Source organism: Cryobacterium sp. Sr8 (assembly GCF_004403225.1).
In the GTDB taxonomy this organism is placed as follows: domain Bacteria; phylum Actinomycetota; class Actinomycetes; order Actinomycetales; family Microbacteriaceae; genus Cryobacterium; species Cryobacterium psychrotolerans.
Map to the genome: position 1 here is coordinate 45,033 of NZ_SOHO01000065.1, position 19,622 is coordinate 64,654.

A 19,622-nucleotide genomic window follows, 5' to 3' on the forward strand; every position below is an offset into this window, starting at 1 on the left:
TATCGGCACGTTCGCCAACCCAACGATGTCGGACGTCGCTGCTTTACTCAATGGCTGTAGCTACGGCCATTTGAGTGAGGGGGCACTGACAGCCATGACGACCTACAAACCCAAGCGCATCCATCCCGAATGGGAACGCATCGAAGCATTCGTAAAGGACGCCTGTTCCCTCGCCGCGCCCAACACCGCCTACACGGCTTCACTACTCCTCACCGTGACTAGCGCCTTCGCGCTGTGGTGCGTGGCCGAGCAGGGTTGGCCGTTGCAGGCCGATGTCGTGTTCAGCCGACAGGCCATCGATATGTACTGCACGCAGGTGAATCCTGACCGTTCGGAAGGGACCCGCCGCAACTACCGGGCCATTCTGATGCGCGTTTCCGAGGTTGTCGCTCCGGAGGAGCACCCCGACACCATGACTCCACTGGCCAGGAAGCGCATCGCCGAGCCGTACACGAGCAGCCAGATGGCCAAGTTCTCCCATTGGGCTCTCGGGCAGACCACTGCCGAGAAGCGACGCCGCGCGATGCTGATGCTCATCCTCTGCGCCGGCGCCGGACTCAAGTCCAGCGATGTCAGCACCATCTACCCCGACGACATCACAGTCGACAACCTCGGTATCAGCATCAGGGTCCACGGCAGCAACCCGCGCATCGTTCCCCTGCTTCGCCCGTGGGAAGAGTGGATGGTCGCAATTCTTGACCAGGTTCCCCACGACCTGCCCGTCTGGGGCACACCCAACCGCACCCTTGACGGCAAACTCCTGTCCAGCTTCACCCAATACACCGTCGGCCAGCGGCCCCGCGGCGACCGGCTGAGAGCAACCTGGATTGTCACCCACCTCAGCGCCGGCACGCGCGTGAATGAACTAATGCGCGCACTGGGAGTCGACAAGTTCGAAAACCTCCCCCGCTACTTGGCATACGTCAACGCGCTCGACCACGACAGCTACCGTGCCCAGCTTCGCGGCGAGGCCAGCCTGTGAACGCCATCGCTCCCGATGCCGCGCTGCTGGAACAGCGAATGCAATCCACGTTCGGCGTGACGCGCCACGAGTACAAGCGTGAGCGCGCCCGCGGCCCCGTATCGCGCGCTTACCTCAACAATGCCATTCGCATTGTCGACAACTCGGGAGTGGTGCCGAAGCTACTCGAATGGCGAAACATGCGGCTCAAATCGAACGCAGGAGTCAAGCCAACCATCCCGTTCCGGGCAGTCCTAGTCCTCTTCCTCCTGCACATTCAACTTGGCTACGGCATCAACTACTACCGCATCGCCGACACCCTGGACGTGCACTTCGGCGACGAGGAGTTCGCGCTCCTCGGCATCCAGAACCTTCCGGGAGACCGCGACGACTGGTACCAACGCCTCTGGAGGTCGGCAAACCGAATGATGAAACTCATCGACCCCTATCCGGGACCCCGAAACAAGCGGTTGAAGTCCAAGCCGTACGCCAAACTGCTCGCCAAACAATCAACTCCGAACGCCATGCGAAAGACCGAACGCAATTTGGCTCGCCTCGACTGGCTCTGCGAACAGCTGCTGCACACCAGCGTCCGAATGCTCCCATCGGACATCTGGGACAAGTACCACGGCAACATCGCCGCTGATGCAACCCTCATCCAAGGGACCGGACGCCCCAACCCAACCAACCCGAACATGCGACGCGGAAACGCTGACCCACAATCAGGGCGATATCGACGACAGGGCAACCACGACGGGCAAGGGGCGAAAACCGACAAAGCCGGCTACGAGCTCGAAATCAGCGTGATGGTCTGGAACAAACCGGGCCAGAACACGTTGTTCCCGTCGTTGGTGACCGCAGTTGGTTTCCACCGGCCTGGCGAACTCATCGGAGCGGGCGCGAAGCTCGTGGACTCCCATCAGCGGCTCGGATTCACGAGCGGCCTCGTCATCGTCGACCGCGCCTACAACGGCGAGAAGTCCGGCAACTTCCAGATTCCGCTGAGACTTCGCGGATGCGAACTGGTCGTCGACTACAAGAAGACCGACCTCGGCCTGCAGAACTACTGGGAAGACCTCATCCTCGTTGAGGGCAACTGGTATGTCACATGGATGCCAGAAAACCTTATCGATGCCGCGAAGAATTACAACACCCGCGTTGACAACCCGCTCGACCCCACAAAGCCCAAGCGAATGCTCGACAAGGAGAGCTATAGGAAATTCCTCAAGAACCGGGACGCCTACCGGATGAAGCCAAAAGGGCGGCCAGACAAGGACGGTTTCCAACGCTTCATCTACCCAAAGCCCGGCTACATGGCATACGACCGCGCCACCGGGAAGCGTGTTCCCAATCCCGTGACTCGAGCTACCGTCACCATCCCCCTCGACGCCGGGTCACCCGCCGAAAAGAACAAAGACCCCCGTTTGGCGGTGAAGCACCTACAGAAGTTTGCGTTCAAGTCCTCCGAGCACAGACAGCACTTCGGCATGCGCAGCCTCGTCGAGTCCGCAAACAAGACACTGAAGTCGAAAAACTTCGAAGACCTCGCCAACGTGAGCAAGCGCTCCGGCCGCGGATTCGCCTTCAACTACCTCGCCGCGACCCTCGCAGCGGTCTCATCGAACCTCCGGAAGATATTCGACTTCTTCGTCAAGGCTGCCGAACGAGAATCCGGGCAGAAGCTCTCCCGAGAACGCAGGCGCAAGGAAGCTACAGGAACATCGCTCACCAGGCACAGCACACTCCCGGCGCTGGCGCCTCCGCAGTAGCGGTCGCCGTCCTTCAACTCCCGCTCGACACCCCCGCACACGAAACGCTTTAGCCTGCCTACAAGCAGGCTGATTGGCATTTAACCCGTGACGCGTTGATTTGCGAAGGCCGAAACGGCCACCTGGCTCACTAAAAGAAGAAGGCCGGCTGAGCATTTCTGCTCAACCGGCCTGTTCGCTTGGATTTCATGAAAACCATCTCTGGATTTCCTGAAAGAGCCTGTGTGCGCGAGGGGGGACTTGAACCCCCACGTCCTTTCGAACACTGGCACCTGAAGCCAGCGCGTCTGCCAATTCCGCCACTCGCGCGAACTTGGAAATGCTAGCACTTTCAGCTGCCCCTTCGCCATTCGAGCCCCCGTCGGGCGCGCCCAGGGTCGGCAATGGGGGCGCGTTGCGCGGTGATTCGTGTCATTCCCGGCGGCGCGGCGCGGGGCGCGGGGGGCGCCCGGGAGTTAGGCGCGGCAACGACCGCGCCCATATGATGACCTTTCGTACGCTCAACCGCCGTTTCGGCGAGTTAACAAGTGAGCCAAGTAACATGCTCATAGCCAAACGGATCGGATCGGGAGACCTGTGGGCATACTGGACAATTTTGAAAAGGGCTTGGAACGTGCCGTCAACGGCGCTTTCGCGAAGACCTTCAAGTCGGGCGTGCAGCCGGTGGAGATCACCTCGGCGCTTCGGCGCGAGCTCGACACCCAGGCGGCCGTCGTTTCGCGCGACCGCATCCTCGCGCCCAACCGCTTCACCGTGCGCCTGGCGCGGGCCGACTTCTCGCGGATGACCGGGCTCGGCCGAACGCTGATCGACGAACTCACCCAGTTGGTGGAGCAGCACGCCCGCGAGCAGCGCTACCAGTTCGCCGGCGCGGTGGAGATCACCCTCGCCGAAGACCCCAGCCTGAGCGAGGGCATGGTGCAGATCGACTCCACCAACCTCACAGGCAAGGTGGCCTGGACGCCGGTGCTCGAGATCAACGGCAAGCGCCACCCGATCGTCAAGCCCCGCACCGTCATCGGCCGCGGCAGCGACGCCGACATCACCGTCGACGACAGCGGCACCTCGCGCCGCCACGTCGAAATCCTGTGGGACGGTTCACGGGCCAAGGTGCACGACCTCGATTCCACCAACGGTTCGCAGCTCAACGGCGAGCGGGTCACAACGGCTGCCCTCGAACCCGACTCGGTCGTCACCATTGGGCGCACCCGCATTGTCTTCCGCGTCGTCGCGCAGGCCGGGGCGGCCGACCAGGCCGCCGGCTTCTGGGGGCCCGGCAAATGAGCGTCAGCGAACTCACCCTGCTCGTGCTGCGCCTGGGCTTCCTGCTCGTGCTCTGGCTCTTCATCTTCGGCATCGTCTACGCGCTCCGCAGCGACCTGTTCGGCCAGCGGGTGCGCAAGATGCCGTCGGATGCCGCGGCAGCGACCCCCGCGCCGTCCCCGGTCTTCGCCGCATCCGCGAGCGCGCCCACCGAGGCCGTCTCCCGGCCCGTTGTGTCGCCCGGCAGCGGCGGAACCGAGAAGGCGACCGCGCAGAGCGCCTCCCGCCTGGTCATCACCTCCGGACCGAAGGCGGGCACCGAGTTCCCGCTCGGCGCCGAGCCGATCACGATCGGGCGCTCCAGCGACTCCAGCCTCGTCATCCGGGACGACTACACCTCCACCCACCACGCCAGGCTGATGCTGTGGCATGACGACTGGATGATCCAGGACCTCGACTCGACCAATGGCACCTTCCTGGCTGGGAGCCGGATCGCGGTGCCCACCCCCGTTCCCCTGAACACCGCAGTCAAGATTGGTGCCACCAGCTTCGAGCTTCGGCGGTAAGTGCATGGCGACAGTCAGCCACAGCGCAGCCGCGTCCCATGTTGGCAAGATCCGGTCCAACAACCAGGACTCCGGCTACGCGGGCCGCGCGCTCTTCATCGTCGCCGACGGCATGGGCGGTCACGCCGGCGGCGACGTCGCCTCCGCGATCGCGACGAAACGCGTCATGGAAGCCGACCAGCCCTACCAATCCGCGGCGGAGGCGGAATTCGCACTGCAGGCGGCGCTGATCGCGGCTAATTCACAGATCGCTGAATCGGTGTTCGAGCACGCCGAACTCACCGGGATGGGCACGACCGTCAGCGCCCTGGTCGTGCTCGACGACCAGGTCGCTATCGCGCACATCGGCGATTCCCGCATCTACCTGCTGCGTGACGGCGAACTGTCGCAGATCACGATCGACCACACGTTCGTGCAGCGCCTGGTCGACAGCGGCCGCATCACCGAGCAGGAGGCCATGGTGCATCCGCGCCGCTCGGTGCTGATGCGGGTGCTCGGCGACGTCGAGTCAGCGCCGGAGGTCGACACCTCCATCCTCGCCACGCGAGCCGGCGACCGCTGGTTGCTCTGCTCCGACGGGCTGACCGGCGTCGTGTCCCACGCGTCGATCGCCGCCGCCCTGTCCACCGGCGCGGATGCCCAGACCGTCGCCGACCGCCTGGTGAAGGAGACCCTCGAGGGCGGCGCCCCCGACAACGTCACGATCGTCATCGTCGACATCGGGCCCGAGGACGAGCGCGACGGCGCCCCGCTGCTGGTGGGCTCGGCGGCCGGGCAGCTCGCCTTCGGTGAGGAACCGGCCAGGAACCGGGCGCTGCGGCTGCCGGCCCTGCGGCTGCACCCCGTGCGCGAGACCCACTTCGAACCGGACTCGCAGGATTACCTGTCCGAACTGATCGAAGAAGACGAACGGCGCGCCCGCCGGCGCAAGCTCACCTGGCTGACCGCGATCATCCTGCTCGTCCTCGCGATCGCCGGAGCCGCCCTCCTCGGCTACCAGTGGACCCAAACCCGGTATTTCGTCGGCGTCGAGGGCAGCACCGTGGCGATCTATCGCGGCGTCAACCAGGACCTCGGACCGATCCAGCTCTCCAGCGTCTACGAAGACACCAACCTCGAAATCTCCGAACTCCGGGTCTATGACCGGGATCAGGTCGAGGAAACCATCAGCGCGTCCTCCCTGGAAGACGCGAAACTCATCGTCGAACGGCTCCAAAATGCCAGCAACAAGTAATCCGGCGGGCGCGGCGGACACGTCCGCGCGCCGGGCACAACCGCGGACGAGCGTCTTCAAGCGCCTGCACCTTCCGCAGAAGCTGCGCAACCTCGAGCTCTTCCTGCTCGCCATCGCCTGCGCGATCAACGCCGCCGCCGTGGTGCTCGTGCAGCTCGGCGCGCTCGGCCGCATCGACACCACGCTCGTGCTGTTCGGCGCCGGCCTGTCCGTCCTGGTCTTCGCCCTGCACATCGTGCTGCGCATCGTCGCGAGCGAGGCCGACCCGTTCATCCTCCCGATCGTCACCCTGCTCAATGGCATCGGCATCGCCATGATCTACCGCATCGACGTGGCCAACAACGAAAGCGGCATCGGCAGTGCCTCGGTGCGGCAGACCATCTGGAGTGCGCTGGCCATCGCCATGGCCATCGCGGTCCTCCTGGTGATCCGCAACCACCGGGTGCTCTTCAAATACACCTACATCGCCGGGTTCGCCGCCGTGATCCTGCTGCTGCTGCCGCTCGTGCCCGGCCTCGGCCGGGAGGTCAGCGGCGCCCGCGTCTGGATCGGCATCGGCTCCTTCGCCACCTTCCAGCCGGGCGAAATAGCCAAAATCGCCCTGGCCATCTTCTTCGCCGGCTACCTCGTACGAAACCGCGACAGCCTCTCCATGGTCGGTAAGCGATTCCTCGGCATGCACTTCCCCCGGCTGCGGGACCTCGGCCCGATCCTCGTGCTCTGGGCGCTGTCGATGTCGGTCATCATCTTCCAGCACGACCTCGGCACCGCGCTGCTCTACTTCGGCCTCTTCCTGGTCATGCTCTACCTCGCCACCGCACGCCTCAGCTGGGTGGTCCTCGGCATGGGCCTGTTCATCGGCGGCGCGGTCATCGCCAGCCAGACCCTCAGCTACGTCAACGGCCGCTTCACCAACTGGCTCGATGCGATGAACCCGGATGTCTACAATGCGCAGGGCGGCAGCTACCAGCTCGTGCAGGGCCTGTTCGGCCTCGCCAAGGGCGGTCTCATCGGCACCGGTCTCGGCCAGGGTCGCCCCGACATCACCCCGGTGCCCCAGAGCGACTACATCATCGCCAGCCTCGGCGAAGAGCTCGGCCTGGCCGGCATCTTCGCGATCCTCGCCCTGTACCTGCTCTTCGTCGCCCGCGGATTCCGCATCGGCTTCGCCGGCCAGGACGACTTCGGCAAGCTGCTCGGCGTCGGCCTCGCCTTCGTCGTCGCCCTGCAGTGCTTCATCGTCATCGGCGGCGTCACCCGCATCATCCCGCTCACCGGCCTGACGACCCCATTCCTGGCCGCCGGCGGATCCTCCCTCGTCGCCAACTGGATCATCGCGGCGCTCCTGCTCCGCCTGTCCGACACGGTGCGCAACCAACCCAGGCTGGTGGTCTGATGAATCGAGAACTCAAGCGCGTGAGCATGGTCGTGCTGCTCATGTTCGTCGCACTCCTCACGTCGACCACGGTGGTGCAGGCGTTCCAGGCGGACAACCTGGCCGCGGATGCCCGCAACACCCGCACCCTCTATGACAGCTTCCAGGTCGAACGCGGCGCCATCCTCGCCGACGGCAAACCGATCGCCGAGTCGGTGCCGGCCGACGACGACTACAAGTTCCTGCGCACGTACAGCAACGGTCCGCTGTACGCGCCGGTGACCGGGTTCATCCCGATCAACGGCGCCCCCACGGGCCTGGAACACGCCCTCAACGCGGAACTCACCGGAACGTCGAACTCGCAGTTTTTCGACAAGCTCAGCTCGATCATCACCGGGCAGAAGCCCCGCGGTGCTGCCGTGGGCACCACGATCGACCCGGTGGCGCAGCAGGCCGCCTGGGACTCGCTCGGCGATCTCAAGGGCGCCGTGATCGTGACCGAACCGAAGACCGGTCGCATCCTCGCCATGGTCTCGAAGCCCGGCTACGACCCGAACACGCTCACCGTGCACGACAACAAGCAGGTCACCGAGGCCTACCAGGCGCTGCTCGACAACCCGGACGACCCCCTGATCAACCGGGCGATCCGCGGCGACCTCAACCCTCCCGGCTCCGTGTTCAAGCTGGTGGTGACGGCCGCCGCGCTCGAGTCCGGCAAGTTCACCCCCGAAAGCACGTTCCCCAACCCCGCCACGCTCACCCTGCCCGGCTCCACGGCCGTGGTCACGAACTCGAGCCGGGGAACCTGCGGCGGCGGCGCCACCGTGACCCTGGCCACGGCGCTGCGGCTCTCCTGCAACATCCCGTTCGCCGAGCTGGGACTGCAGCTGGGGGACGCGGCGATTCGCGAGCAGGCCGAGAAGTTCGGCTTCAACTCCACGTACGGTGTGCCGCTGTCGGTCGCGGAGAGCGTCTACCCGAGAGACCTCGACAAGGCGCAGACGGCCCTCTCCGCCTTCGGCCAGTACGACGTGCGCGCGACCCCGATGCAGATGGCCATCGTGTCGGCAACAATCGCCAACGGCGGCGTCGCCATGGAACCCAATCTCGTCGACGAGATCCTGGCACCGAACCTCAGCCCGCTGGAGAGTTTCCAGGCGAAGGCGATGGCCACGGCGATCAGCCCCGAAACGGCCGCGACCATGACCCAAATGATGGTCAACGGAGTCAAGGACGGGGCCGCGAGCAATGCAAGAATAGACGGGGTTGACGTGGCCGGAAAGACGGGAACCGCACAGAACGGAAAGGATCTGCCGTACACCCTGTGGTTCACTGGTTTTGCACCCGCGGAGGACCCGCAGTTTGCCATCACTGTCCTGATTGAGGACGGCGGGGGGCTCGGCCAGGAGGGGTACGGCAATCTTCTTGCCGCACCGGTTGCACAAAAGGTACTAGAGGCGGTGTTGGAGAAATGAGACCCACAGCAGGGCTCACCTTCGGGGGACGATACGAGCTGCAGTCCAGGATCGCCATTGGCGGCATGGGCGAGGTGTGGCAATCCACCGACCTCGTCATCGGCCGCACGGTCGCCATCAAGATCCTCAAGGACGAATACCTCGGCGACCCGGGATTCCTCGAGCGTTTCCGCGCTGAGGCCCGCCACGCCGCCCTGGTGAACCACGAGGGCATCGCCAACGTCTTCGACTACGGAGAAGAAGAAGGCAGCGCCTTCCTGGTCATGGAGCTCGTGCCCGGTGAGGCACTCTCCACCATCCTCGAGCGCGAGCATGTGCTGTCGACCGACAAGGTGCTCGACATCGTCGCGCAGACGGCAGCAGCGCTGCACGCCGCGCACGCAGCCGGGCTGGTCCACCGCGACATCAAGCCGGGCAACCTGCTGATCACCCCCGACGGCCGCGTCAAGATCACCGACTTCGGAATCGCCCGCATCGCCGACCAGGTTCCGCTCACCGCGACCGGTCAGGTCATGGGCACCGTGCAGTACCTCTCGCCGGAGCAGGCCAGCGGCAAGTCCGCCTCGCCCACCACGGACATCTACTCGCTCGGCATCGTGGCGTATGAAAGCCTGGCCGGCCGACGCCCGTTCACGGGCGAGTCCCAGGTGGCCATCGCCATGGCGCAGATCAACGAAACCGCGCCCGACCTGCCGACCACGGTCTCCGAGCCGGTGCGCAACCTCGTCATTTCCTGCCTGGCCAAGAACCCCGCCGACCGCCCGGCCTCCGCCGCGCACCTGGCCCGCGCCGCGACGGCGCTGCGCCGAGGGGATGTCGCGGCCGCAGCGGCATCCGTGCCCGCGGTCATGGCCGGGATCACCCCGACCTCCGCAACCATGCTGATGCCCGGCGCCGGGTATGACCAGGCCACGACCGTGCTCCCGACTGCGTCGGCGCCCGGGACGCGCGCCGAGGCGGCCGCCGCCGAGGCCGCGACGAAGAAGAACAAGCGCAGCCCCTGGACCTGGCCGCTGATCGCCCTGATCGCCCTGCTCGCGATCGTGCTCACCGGAACGCTGATCGCCCTCTTCACCCAGGGGAACGAGATCCCGGTCGTGCCCCCGACGTCCACGGCGGCGTCGAGCACCCCGAAGGTGACGCCCACTGCCACGCCGACCGTCACTCCAACCCCGACGAGCACCGCGGTCAGCGTGCTGTCCAAGGACTTTGTGGGCCTGACCAGCGCCGAGGCACGCGACAAGCTCGTCGGCCTGGAACTCGTCGCCGACATGGTTCCCGGGAACATCGCCGATGCGCCGGACAAGGTCGACCGGGTCTACGACGTCAACCCGACCGGAACCGTCCAGAAGGGCACGAAGATCACGGTCAAGTACTTCGTTGCCGCACCCACACCCGATGCGCCGACCACTGCGCCGACCGTTGCCCCGGCCACGGCCGTTGCCGGCACCGACGTGGTCGTCACGTGGACCGCCCAGTCCTGCCCCAGCGGCCTGCAACTGACCGGCTACGAGGTGCTCGTCGAAGGTACCGGCGCGACCTCGCCCCCCGTTGCCAGCCCCGCAGCGACCACGACGTCGGTGACCACGGGTCCGGATGCGGGCACGTTCACCGTGAAGTTCCGCTACCTGTGCGGAGGCTTCCCGTCCGAATACTCGCCGGCATCCACCCCGGTGGTCGTCACGGCTGCGCCGTAGTCCATGCGCCGTGCGGGTACCATAGGCGAGATTGTGTTCGCGAGCTGGGAGTGATGCATTGACTGAGGTTGGCCGTTTGCTCGCTGGTCGCTACCGCGTAGGCGCGCTCATCGGCCGTGGCGGAATGGCGGATGTCCACGTCGGCACAGACTCACGCCTCGGGCGCACGGTGGCCATCAAGCTCCTCAAGTCGACCCTGGCCACCGACCCCGCGTTCCGCACCCGCTTCCGCCAGGAGGCCCAGGCCGCGGCCCGGATGGCTCACCCCACCATCGTGCGGGTCTTCGACGCCGGTGAAGAGACGGTCACCGAACCGGGCGGCCACGAGGCTCAGGTTCCCTTCATCGTCATGGAGCATGTCGACGGGCGCCTGCTCAAGGACATCATCCGCGAGGGCCCCGTCGAGTCCGCCGAGGCCGTGCGCATCATCGAGGGCGTTCTCACGGCCCTCGAGTACTCCCACCGCGCCGGCGTCGTGCACCGAGACATCAAGCCGGGCAACATCATGATCACCAGGACCGGCCAGGTCAAGGTGATGGACTTCGGCATCGCCCGGGCGATCTCGAGCTCGGCGACCACGGTCGCCCAGACCACGGCGATCCTCGGCACTGCCGCCTACTTCTCGCCGGAGCAGGCCAAGGGCGAATCGGTCGATGCCCGCACCGACCTGTACTCCACCGGCGTCGTCCTGTTCGAGATGCTCACCGGACGGCCCCCGTTCCATGGCGACACCCCCGTCGCCGTCGCGTACCAGCACGTGAGCGAGACCCCGGTCACACCGAGCTCGGTCAACCCGAAGGTCTCGCCGGCCCTCGACGCCGTCGTGCTGCGGGCCCTGACGAAGGACCGGTTCGCCCGGTACCAGAGCGCCGTCGAGTTCCGCGCCGACGTCGAGACAGCCGCCGCCGGGCACATCCCCGTGCATCGACCGCTCGACGAAACGGCCGCCGGGTTGTTCGGCCCGGCGCCCGTCATCGCATCCGGCTCCGAGCTCGCCCTCAAGCAGCTCGCCGAAGACCAGACGATGGTGCGCACCCAGCGCCGACCACCGGTGAGCTGGATCTGGGCCGGAATCGTGGCCGTCGTCGTGATCGTGGTCTCGGTGATGTTCTGGGTATTCAGTCTCACGCCGAGCGGCGACATCCCGGACAGTTCGCGCAAGGTGCCCACGCTAACCGGGCAGAGCTACGACACGGCGCAGAACTCCCTTCTCGACCTGGACCTCGCGGCCACGAAAGCCGAGGAGGCCAGCGCCACGGTTCCGAAGGACGAGGTTATCCGCACCGATCCGCCCGCCGGCACGATCGTGCAGCCGGCCGAGGTGATCAAGGTCTTCGTGTCGACCGGCGCCCAGCCGGTCGAGGTCCCTGATGTCACGAACCAGCCCGTCGAGGCCGCGGAAGCAGCCGTCAAGGGGGCCGGGCTCGAATCAGGCTCTGTTACCAAGGAGAACTCACCGACGATGGCCGCGGGCATCGTTCTGCGCACCGACCCGGAGGCCACCAGCACCGTGCAGGCCGGCTCCACGGTCAACTACGTGGTGTCCAGCGGGCTCGTGACCCTCATCGACCTCACCGGCCAGTCGCTCAGCGCGGCGAGCGATCTTCTCAGCGCACAGGACCTCCAGCTGGTTCCCATCCCGACGCCCGACTCCACGTGCGCCTCGGAGGCCGGTTCCCCGGTCACCAAGCAGTCGCTGCCGCCGGGTGAAGTGCCCCAGAAGTCCGAGGTCCTCCTCACCTACTGCGCCGGCTAAACCCCGCGAAACTGCAGTTGTGCGCGCTAAACCCGCCGTTTAGCGCGCACAACTGCAGGTTCGCGGGATGTCGGGCGGGAGAAGAAGGGGAGGTCAGCTGAGCTTGAGCAGCGGCGTGAGGCCCTTGGCCGTCTCGCGCGCCTCAGGCAGGCCGGCCAGGGCCAGCCAGTTGCCGAGCATCCGGTAGCCACCCTCGGTCAGCACGGACTCCGGGTGGAACTGCACCCCGAAGATGGGCGCTGACTCGTGCCGGAGTCCCATGATCACGCCGCCCTGCGTGCGTGAGGTGACAATGAGCTCGCGCGGAACCGTGGAATCGACCACGGCGAGGGAGTGGTACCTGGTCGCCGTGAAGGGCTGCGGCACTCCCTGGTAGAAGTCGCTTTCGTCGTGCGTGATCAGCGACGTCTTGCCGTGCATGAGTTCCTCGGCGTTGGTCACCGTGGCCCCGAAGGCCTCCGCAATCGCCTGGTGGCCCAGGCAGACCCCGAGCAGCGGCGTGCCGGAGGCGAAGGCCGCCTCGACGATTGGAATGGAGACGCCCGCATTGGATGGCTTGCCGGGCCCCGGCGAGACAAGGACGCCGTCGTAGTGGGAGAGTCGTTCGGCCGCCTCCGATGCGTCGAACGCGTCGTTACGCAACACCTCGGTCTCCGCGCCGAGCTCCATCAGGTACCCGTTGAGGGTGTAGACAAAGCTGTCGTAATTGTCGAGAACCAGAATGCGGGTCATGAGCCGCCCACCGTCGCTTCCTCTGTGTTGATGATCTCGTCCACCCAGGGGAACACCCACGTGCTCAGGACGAGCAGAACGCCGGCCAGCAGGACAAGCAGGAGCAGGATCCGGAGCCAGGCCGGACCGGGCAGGATCTGCCACAGTGCTGCGTACATGTGAGCCTCCTAGCCCTTCGCCTGCGCGGCGATGATCGGTGCGAGTTCCGCGGGCGGGCCGGCGGATGTCGGCCGCCACGATTCGAAGACGCCGTAGGCGATGATCCGCTCCGCCGTCGAGTACAGCGGGTTGCAGCTGGTCAGGGTGATGAGGGCGTCGGTGGCGGCCTTGTCCACTGCGCCGGGAACCGGGGCGAGCACAGCCACCTCGGTCGGCGCAACGTATTCCATGTCCCGGAAACGGTAGGTGAAGTAGCCGTCGGCCGTTTGCACGTAGATTGCGTCGCCGAGTTGCAGTTCATTGATCAGGTGCATGCCCCCTCCGTAAGCGCTCCGGTGTGCGGCCACGGCGAAGTTGCCGACCTCACCGGGCATCTGGGTGTCGGGGTAGTGCCCGATGCCGAGGCGGGTGCTGTTCAGGACGCCCGTTCCGACACCCTCCGCGATGGTGCGGTGGTAGTCGGCACCGAAACGCGGCACGAAGAGCACGGCGAAGGCATCCCCGACGCCCGGCGCCGCTGACACAATCGGGTCACCGTAGTCCGCGGGTACCGGGGCGGGCTTGTCGGCGCCCCTGGCGTTGCGGTCCTGCGCGATCCAACCGTTACTGAGGTCGGCGGCGGCCTTCGACTGCTCGCCCGCGACGAACGCGTCATTCCACCAGAGCTGCCAGCCGATGAAGAGGAGCACGACGGCGCCCGCGGTGATGAGCAACTCACCGAGCACTCCCAATACGGTGACCGGGCGTCGAGACGACTTCCGGCCGCGTCTGCCACGGGCGGGCGCGGCGACAGGCTCGGACATTTCGGTCATGACGCAATCCTAATCGGGCTCCCGCCGGGCTTTCCCCGAATGGCGGACCGGGGCCCGCCCAGCCGGGGACGCTAGAATCTGAGGCATGGCACGCACAAACCCCCGCACCAAGCCCGCACGCGACGTGGTTTCCCGCTCCGAAGACGCACCGAACCCGGTCTGGTTCAAGCCGGTCATGTTCGGCTTCATGCTCCTCGGCCTCGCCTGGATCATCGTCTTCTACGTGAGCCAGGGCGGTTTCCCCGTGCCGGCGCTCGGCTCCTGGAACATCCTGGTCGGCTTCGGGATCGCCTTCATCGGCTTCCTGATGACGACCCGCTGGCGCTGACTGTCCCCATTTCGGCGGACCAATTACACCGGTGTAATTATCCCCATGTGGAAACTCCTGTGGATAACTTTTCCACAGGCTTCTAGGCCAGTAGTCTCACGCAACTGAGGGCCGCCAGGATCAGCGCGAAAACAACGATCAGCGCGGTCTGCAGGGTCGCCTGGGAGCGCTTCCTCGTCTGAACGAAGATGAGGCCCACGATGACGCCGCCGATCAGTCCGCCGAGGTGCGCCTGCCAGGAGATGTTGGTCCCCGGCAGGAACCCGATCACGAAGTTGATGCCGAGGAGCACCAGTAGCTGGGTGGAGTTGCCCCCCAGTCGGCGCTGGATGACGAGCATGGCGCCCACCAGCCCGAAGATGGCCCCGGATGCCCCCACAACGCCCACACGCGGGTCGGCGAGGAACAGGACGCCCAGGGAACCGGCCCACCCGCTCAGCAGGTAGAGCGCGAGGAAGCGCCAGCGTCCCAGCATGGCCTCCAGCTGCGGACCGAAGATCCACAGCATGTACATGTTCAGCAGCACGTGGAAGATGAAGCCGGTCGAATGCAGGAAGACGCTGGTGAGCATCCGCCAGGGCTCGAAGAGCGCGGGGTAGGAAAACGCACCGGCGTAGAAGAGCCTGTCCGTGACTCCGAGGCCCGGAATGAGTTGAAGCACGAACACGAAGAGCGTGACGGCAATGATGCCGTAGGTGACGACGGGTGCGCCGCTGCCCGTGAGCCGGGTCAGCACGGCCGACTTCGTGCGCGGAGCGTTGCGGCGCTGCTCCTGCATGCACTCGGGGCAGATGACGCCGACGGCGGCCTGGGTCTGGCACTCAGGGCAGATCGTGCGTCCGCAGCGCTGGCACAGGATGTAACTGGGCCTGCCCGGATGCCGATAGCAGTAGTTCGCGGCGGTACCGGGCAGGTCGGTCATCCGGGGCGGGGCCTAGACCTGTTCGACGGTGACGCTCTCGATGAAAACATCGGAGAGCGGGCGGTCGCGGCCGTCGGTGGGGACCGTGGCCAGCTTCTCGACGATGGCGCGGGAATCCGCGTCCTCGACGGCGCCGAAGATGGTGTGCTTGCCCTGCAGCCAGGTGGTGGGAACAACGGTGATGAAGAACTGCGAGCCGTTGGTGCCGCGGCCCCCCTGGATGCCGGCGTTCGCCATGGCGAGCACGTAGGGCTGGGTGAAGTCGAGCTCCGGGTTGATTTCGTCGTCGAACTGGTAGCCGGGTCCGCCGGTGCCCTGGCCGAGCGGGTCGCCGGCCTGGATCATGAAGTCCTTGATGATGCGGTGGAAGACGGTGCCGTCGTAGAGCGGCGTCTTCGAGGTCTGGCCGGTGGCCGGGTGCTTCCATTCGATCTCGCCCGTGGCGAGGCCGACGAAGTTCTTCACGGTCTTCGGCGCGTGATTGCCGTAGAGGTTTACCTTGATCGGTCCGAGGGTCGTGTTCAGGGTGGCGACTGCGGTGTGCTTAGACATAACGGTAATTCTTGCACAGCACTATTGCCGTCTCCTGACGAGGATCCGATACCCAGAGCGCTCCCAGCCGATTCAGTGGCAAGATGGGTGTGTTCGCCACACGACATCGATGGAGGGTCCAGATGAGCCTGTCACGCAAGCGCCGCAAGGAACTTGACCGGCTGCGCAAGAGCGCAGACGAACTATGGAACCACCAGCAAGAGGTTCTCGACCGTGCGAATGAGATCGCACGCGAGGCCGCACGTCAGGCGGGGAGCCTGACTCGCGAGGAAGTCGTCCCGCGCGTACGCGAGGGATACGAGCACTACGTTCGCCCCGGAGTTCACGCGGGCCAGGAAGTCGCCGACAGCGTTCGCCGCCGCCTGGTCGAGGACGTGCTCCCCGGCATCGGGACCGCGATCGGCACCGTCATGTCGGTCGGGGACGTCGCCAAGGATGCGCGGGTGCGCGCCGCCATGAACCGCCTTCGCTTCCAGAAGCCCGTCGTGGTTGAGAAGCAGGGCCTGGGCGCCGGCACGTACATCGCCATCGGAATCGGCCTGGCCGCCGCAGCCGGCGTCGCCTACGCCGTCTGGCAGACGTTCCGTGCCGACGACGAGCTCTGGGTGGCCGCTGACGAGCCCGAGCGCACGCCGAACGAGGACTAACCGTCCATAGCTTCACCAGGGCCTGTATCTTCCGGATACGGGCCCTGGTCTGTTAACGGGTTCGATTCCGGCTCGTGCCCTTAAACGAAGAACGCCCGGCCGCTGGAGCGGGGCCGGGCGTCTGTCCTTTGTGGAGCCACGGGGAATCGAACCCCGGACCTCCTGCTTGCAAAGCAGGCGCTCTACCAATTGAGCTATGGCCCCGCGAATCACAGGTGACAAGTCACCTTGAGGTCGCACGTGGGGATACCGGGATTTGAACCTGGGACCTCTTCATTATCAGTGAAGCGCTCTAACCAACTGAGCTATATCCCCCTATTGGGCAGATTTGAGACTACCGGAACCAGCCGGTTTCTCCCAATCGAGACGAGAGAAAACCGCGGCTGGTTCCACGTGAAACGTGTATTTCTGCCTAGTTGTTGGTGAAACCGACGAGCAGTCCGCCGGTCATCTTCACGCTGAGGTTGTACAGCAGGGCGAAAATGGCCCCCAGCGCGGTGATGACGACCGTGTTGAGCACGGCCACCACGGTGGCGAAGCCCATGACGTTCCCGAGCGAGAGAATGCTCGCGAGGTCTGACGAGTCGCCGGCGATCGAGGTGTACAGGTCGTCGACCGTGTCGAAAATCATCGTCTGGTTGAGCACCGTAAAGATCAGGAACGTGGCCACGATCGTGACGACGGCCAGGCAGACCGCGACCAGGAACGAGAGCTTCACGCTCGACCAGAAGTCGATGTACACCAGCTTGAGGCGCACCTGCTTCGTGGACGGTCGGCGGGTCGACTTCTTGGCAAGCTTTTCTGCGACGCTACTCATCTACTGATTCTTCTTTCTCCGCGTCGGTCTCCGGTGCGGCCTCAACGAGTTCGGCCACCAGATTGCGTTCGGTGTTCTTCGCTATGGCAATGATCCTGTCCTGCTCCGCGAATTTCGCGAAGACCACGCCCATCGTGTCGCGTCCCTTGGCCGGGACTTCCGCGACGTCAGAGCGTACCACCTTGCCGCTGGCCAGGACCACGAGCACCTCGTCGCCTTCATCGACGATCAGGGCGCCCACCAGGTCGCCCCGGTCCTCGTTGAGTTTGGCGACCTTGATGCCGAGGCCCCCGCGGTTCTGCAGGCGGTATTGGTCGGCCGCTGTGCGCTTGGCATAGCCGCCTTCCGTGACCACGAAGACGAATCCGTCATTGGAGACAACGGATGCGTCGAGCAGTTTGTCTTCGCCCCGGAAGTGCATGCCGATGACGCCGGAGGTGCTGCGTCCCATCGGCCGCAGGGCCTCATCCGTCGCGGTGAACCGGATGGACATGCCCTTGCGGGAGACGAGCAGCAGGTCGGAATCGTCATTGACGAGCAGCGCGGAGACGAGTTCGTCGCCTTCTCTGAGCTTGATCGCGATGATCCCGCCGGTGCGGTTGGTGTCGTATTCGCGCAGCGCGGTCTTCTTGATCAGGCCGTCGCGGGTGGCGAGGGTGAGGTACTGGGCCACCCCGTAATCGCGGATGTCGAGGATCTGCGCGATTTCCTCACCCGGCTGCAGCGCGAGCAGGTTGGCGACGTGCTGGCCCTTCGCGTCGCGGCCGGATTCGACTGCTTCGTACGCCTTGGCGCGGTAGACCCGGCCGGTGTTCGTGAAGAACAGGAGCCAGTGGTGCGTGGTGGTGACGAAGAAGTGCTCCACGACGTCATCCGCTCGGAGCTGGGCTCCCTTGACGCCCTTGCCGCCACGGTGCTGGTTGCGGTAGTTGTCGCTCCGGGTGCGCTTGATGTAGCCGCCGCGGGTGACGGTGACGACCATCTCCTCTTCGGGGATGAGGTCCTCGATCGACATGTCTCCGTCGAAGCCGAACATGATCTCGGTGCGCCGGTCGTCGCCGAACTTGGCGGTGATCTCGCCGAGTTCTTCGCTGATGATCGTGCGCTGGCGCTCGGGGCTGGCCAGGATCGACTTGAACTCGGCGATCTGCAGCTCGAGTTCGGCGGCCTGGTCGATGATCTTCTGTCGTTCGAGGGCGGCCAGGCGACGCAGCTGCATGGTCAGGATCGCGTCGGCCTGGAGCTTGTCGACGTCGAGCAGGGCCATCAGGCCTTCGCGGGCGTCATCGACGGTGTTCGACCGGCGGATGAGGGCGATGACCTCATCGAGCGCGTCGAGGGCCTTGAGGTAGCCGCGCAGGATGTGCGCGTCGGCCTCAGCCTTGTTCAGCCGGAACTGCGTGCGCCGGACGATGACCTCGATCTGGTGCGCGACCCACGCGGTGATGAAGCCGTCCAGGGCGAGCGTGCGCGGGATGCCGTCGACGATGGCGAGCATGTTCGCGCCGAAGTTGTCCTGCAGCTGGGTGTGCTTGTACAGGTTGTTCAGCACGACCTTGGCGACCGCATCGCGCTTGAGCACGATGACGAGGCGCTGGCCGGTGCGACCGGATGTCTCGTCGCGGATGTCGGCGATGCCGCTGATCTTGGCGTCCTTGACCAGGTCGGCGATCTTGATCGCGAGGTTATCCGGGTTGACCTGGTAGGGCAGTTCGGTGATGACGAGGCAGGTGCGACCCTGGAGCTCCTCGATGTTGACCACGGCGCGCATCGTGATGGAGCCGCGGCCGGTGCGGTAGGCATCCTGGATGCCCTTGGTGCCGAGGATCTGGGCGCCGGTGGGGAAGTCGGGGCCCTTGATCCGCTGCATCAGGGCCTCGAGCAGCTCCTCACGGGTGGCCTCGGGGTTCTCGAGGTACCACAGCGCGCCGGCGGCCACCTCGCGCAGGTTGTGCGGCGGGATGTTCGTGGCCATGCCGACGGCGATGCCCACGGAGCCGTTGACCAGCAGGTTCGGGAACCGGGCGGGCAGCACGGTCGGCTCGAGCGTGCGGCCGTCGTAGTTGTCCTGGAAGTCGACGGTGTCTTCGTCGATGTCCCGCACCATCTCGAGCGCGAGCGGAGCCATCTTGGTTTCGGTGTACCGGGGGGCGGCGGCACCGTCGTTGCCGGGGGAGCCGAAGTTGCCCTGGCCGAGGGCCAGCGGGTACCGCAGGCTCCACGGCTGGACGAGCCGCACGAGGGCGTCGTAGATCGAAGAGTCACCGTGCGGGTGGAACTGCCCCATCACGTCGCCGACGACGCGGGCGCACTTCGAGAAGGCCTTGTCGGGGCGGTAGCCGCCGTCGAACATGGCGTAGATCACGCGGCGGTGCACGGGCTTCATACCGTCGCGCACGTCGGGCAGCGCGCGCCCGACGATGACGCTCATCGCGTAGTCGAGGTAGGACCGCTGCATTTCCAGCTGCAGGTCGACCTGGTCGATCTTGCCGTGCTGGATCAGGTGCTTCGCCGCGGCCGCGGCCTCGGCGGCCTCCACGGTGTTCTCGCCCGGGGT

The 19,622-nt window shown here is 65.7% G+C and carries 18 protein-coding genes and 3 tRNA genes; 11 read left to right on the forward strand and 10 right to left on the reverse strand.

Features of this window, described 5'->3' with window-relative positions; translation table 11 throughout:
* Window positions 1-94 precede the first annotated feature (94 nt).
* Both E3T54_RS13180 and E3T54_RS13185 read left to right on the forward strand, forming a co-directional pair.
* Entirely contained in the window at window positions 95-982 is an 888-nt protein-coding gene (locus tag E3T54_RS13180) for a site-specific integrase (protein WP_134476085.1), read from the forward strand.
* On the forward strand, window positions 979-2,730 hold the full coding sequence (locus E3T54_RS13185; RefSeq protein WP_134476086.1) for a hypothetical protein: 1,752 nt from the start codon (window positions 979-981) through the stop codon (window positions 2,728-2,730). The genes E3T54_RS13180 and E3T54_RS13185 overlap by 4 nt, the downstream gene beginning before the upstream one ends.
* Window positions 2,731-2,955: 225 nt before the next feature.
* Here the strand turns inward: E3T54_RS13185 and E3T54_RS13190 are convergent.
* Window positions 2,956-3,039 (reverse strand) — tRNA-Leu (locus E3T54_RS13190).
* A gap of 267 nt (window positions 3,040-3,306) precedes the next feature.
* Between E3T54_RS13190 and E3T54_RS13195 the strand changes: the two genes are divergently transcribed.
* Genes E3T54_RS13195 through pknB form a run of 7 tightly spaced genes read left to right on the forward strand, consistent with a single transcriptional unit; the run spans window position 3,307 to window position 12,096 of the window.
* The gene (locus E3T54_RS13195; RefSeq protein WP_092322552.1) at window positions 3,307-4,014 is read left to right on the forward strand and encodes a DUF3662 and FHA domain-containing protein; all 708 of its coding nucleotides are present in this window, start codon (window positions 3,307-3,309) and stop codon (window positions 4,012-4,014) included.
* On the forward strand, window positions 4,011-4,559 hold the full coding sequence (locus E3T54_RS13200; protein WP_134476087.1) for an FHA domain-containing protein: 549 nt from the start codon (window positions 4,011-4,013) through the stop codon (window positions 4,557-4,559). Before E3T54_RS13195 ends, E3T54_RS13200 begins: the two co-directional genes overlap by 4 nt.
* Window positions 4,560-4,563: 4 nt before the next feature.
* Window positions 4,564-5,793: a Stp1/IreP family PP2C-type Ser/Thr phosphatase gene (locus E3T54_RS13205; RefSeq protein WP_134476088.1), complete on the forward strand. Its 1,230-nt coding sequence runs from the start codon at window positions 4,564-4,566 to the stop codon at window positions 5,791-5,793.
* Entirely contained in the window at window positions 5,777-7,189 is a 1,413-nt protein-coding gene (locus E3T54_RS13210) for an FtsW/RodA/SpoVE family cell cycle protein (protein WP_134476089.1), read from the forward strand. Before E3T54_RS13205 ends, E3T54_RS13210 begins: the two co-directional genes overlap by 17 nt.
* Complete coding sequence (locus tag E3T54_RS13215; protein ID WP_134476090.1) at window positions 7,189-8,643, forward strand: penicillin-binding protein 2; 1,455 nt, start codon at window positions 7,189-7,191, stop codon at window positions 8,641-8,643. Before E3T54_RS13210 ends, E3T54_RS13215 begins: the two co-directional genes overlap by 1 nt.
* Complete coding sequence (locus E3T54_RS13220; protein WP_134476092.1) at window positions 8,640-10,340, forward strand: serine/threonine-protein kinase; 1,701 nt, start codon at window positions 8,640-8,642, stop codon at window positions 10,338-10,340. The genes E3T54_RS13215 and E3T54_RS13220 overlap by 4 nt, the downstream gene beginning before the upstream one ends.
* 58 nt (window positions 10,341-10,398) lie before the next feature.
* Entirely contained in the window at window positions 10,399-12,096 is a 1,698-nt protein-coding gene (gene pknB, locus E3T54_RS13225; protein ID WP_134476093.1) for a Stk1 family PASTA domain-containing Ser/Thr kinase, read from the forward strand.
* A gap of 93 nt (window positions 12,097-12,189) precedes the next feature.
* Here pknB and E3T54_RS13230 read toward each other — a convergent pair whose 3' ends face one another.
* From E3T54_RS13230 to E3T54_RS13235, 3 genes are read right to left on the reverse strand one after another with little or no spacing between them, the layout of a single operon-like run.
* Window positions 12,190-12,828: an aminodeoxychorismate/anthranilate synthase component II gene (locus E3T54_RS13230; protein WP_092322563.1), complete on the reverse strand. Its 639-nt coding sequence runs from the start codon at window positions 12,826-12,828 to the stop codon at window positions 12,190-12,192.
* Window positions 12,825-12,986 (reverse strand): hypothetical protein, encoded by a 162-nt coding sequence (locus E3T54_RS16880; RefSeq protein WP_166784409.1) that lies wholly within the window; start codon window positions 12,984-12,986, stop codon window positions 12,825-12,827. The genes E3T54_RS13230 and E3T54_RS16880 overlap by 4 nt, the downstream gene beginning before the upstream one ends.
* 9 nt (window positions 12,987-12,995) lie before the next feature.
* Window positions 12,996-13,799, reverse strand: a complete 804-nt coding sequence (locus E3T54_RS13235) for a class E sortase (RefSeq protein WP_241977223.1) — start codon at window positions 13,797-13,799, stop codon at window positions 12,996-12,998.
* An 85-nt stretch (window positions 13,800-13,884) separates the two neighbouring features.
* On the opposite strand from E3T54_RS13235, the gene E3T54_RS13240 reads away from it, so the two are divergent.
* Entirely contained in the window at window positions 13,885-14,127 is a 243-nt protein-coding gene (locus E3T54_RS13240) for a cell division protein CrgA (RefSeq protein ID WP_092322564.1), read from the forward strand.
* An 82-nt stretch (window positions 14,128-14,209) separates the two neighbouring features.
* On the opposite strand, the gene E3T54_RS13245 is transcribed toward E3T54_RS13240, so the two are convergent.
* Window positions 14,210-15,049 carry a rhomboid family intramembrane serine protease gene (locus E3T54_RS13245; RefSeq protein ID WP_134476094.1) on the reverse strand — a complete coding sequence of 280 codons (840 nt, stop codon included), beginning with the start codon at window positions 15,047-15,049 and terminating at the stop codon, window positions 14,210-14,212.
* A gap of 12 nt (window positions 15,050-15,061) precedes the next feature.
* Window positions 15,062-15,601: a peptidylprolyl isomerase gene (locus E3T54_RS13250; RefSeq protein ID WP_092322567.1), complete on the reverse strand. Its 540-nt coding sequence runs from the start codon at window positions 15,599-15,601 to the stop codon at window positions 15,062-15,064.
* Window positions 15,602-15,723: 122 nt separating this feature from the next.
* On the opposite strand from E3T54_RS13250, the gene E3T54_RS13255 reads away from it, so the two are divergent.
* A complete protein-coding gene (locus tag E3T54_RS13255; protein ID WP_092322569.1) occupies window positions 15,724-16,248 on the forward strand; it encodes a hypothetical protein in 525 nt (174 codons plus the stop codon).
* Window positions 16,249-16,379: 131 nt separating this feature from the next.
* On the opposite strand, the gene E3T54_RS13260 is transcribed toward E3T54_RS13255, so the two are convergent.
* The 4 genes from E3T54_RS13260 to gyrA all read right to left on the reverse strand — a co-directional run bounded on the left by E3T54_RS13260 (window position 16,380) and on the right by gyrA (window position 19,604).
* A tRNA-Ala gene (locus E3T54_RS13260) sits at window positions 16,380-16,452 on the reverse strand.
* 37 nt (window positions 16,453-16,489) lie between these two features.
* Window positions 16,490-16,563: transfer RNA gene (locus E3T54_RS13265), tRNA-Ile, on the reverse strand.
* Between the two features lie 97 nt (window positions 16,564-16,660).
* Window positions 16,661-17,065: a DUF3566 domain-containing protein gene (locus E3T54_RS13270; protein ID WP_092322673.1), complete on the reverse strand. Its 405-nt coding sequence runs from the start codon at window positions 17,063-17,065 to the stop codon at window positions 16,661-16,663.
* Window positions 17,058-19,604, reverse strand: coding sequence for a DNA gyrase subunit A (gyrA, locus tag E3T54_RS13275; protein ID WP_241977230.1), 2,547 nt, complete (start codon window positions 19,602-19,604; stop codon window positions 17,058-17,060). Before gyrA ends, E3T54_RS13270 begins: the two co-directional genes overlap by 8 nt.
* Between the last annotated feature and the right edge of the window lie 18 nt (window positions 19,605-19,622).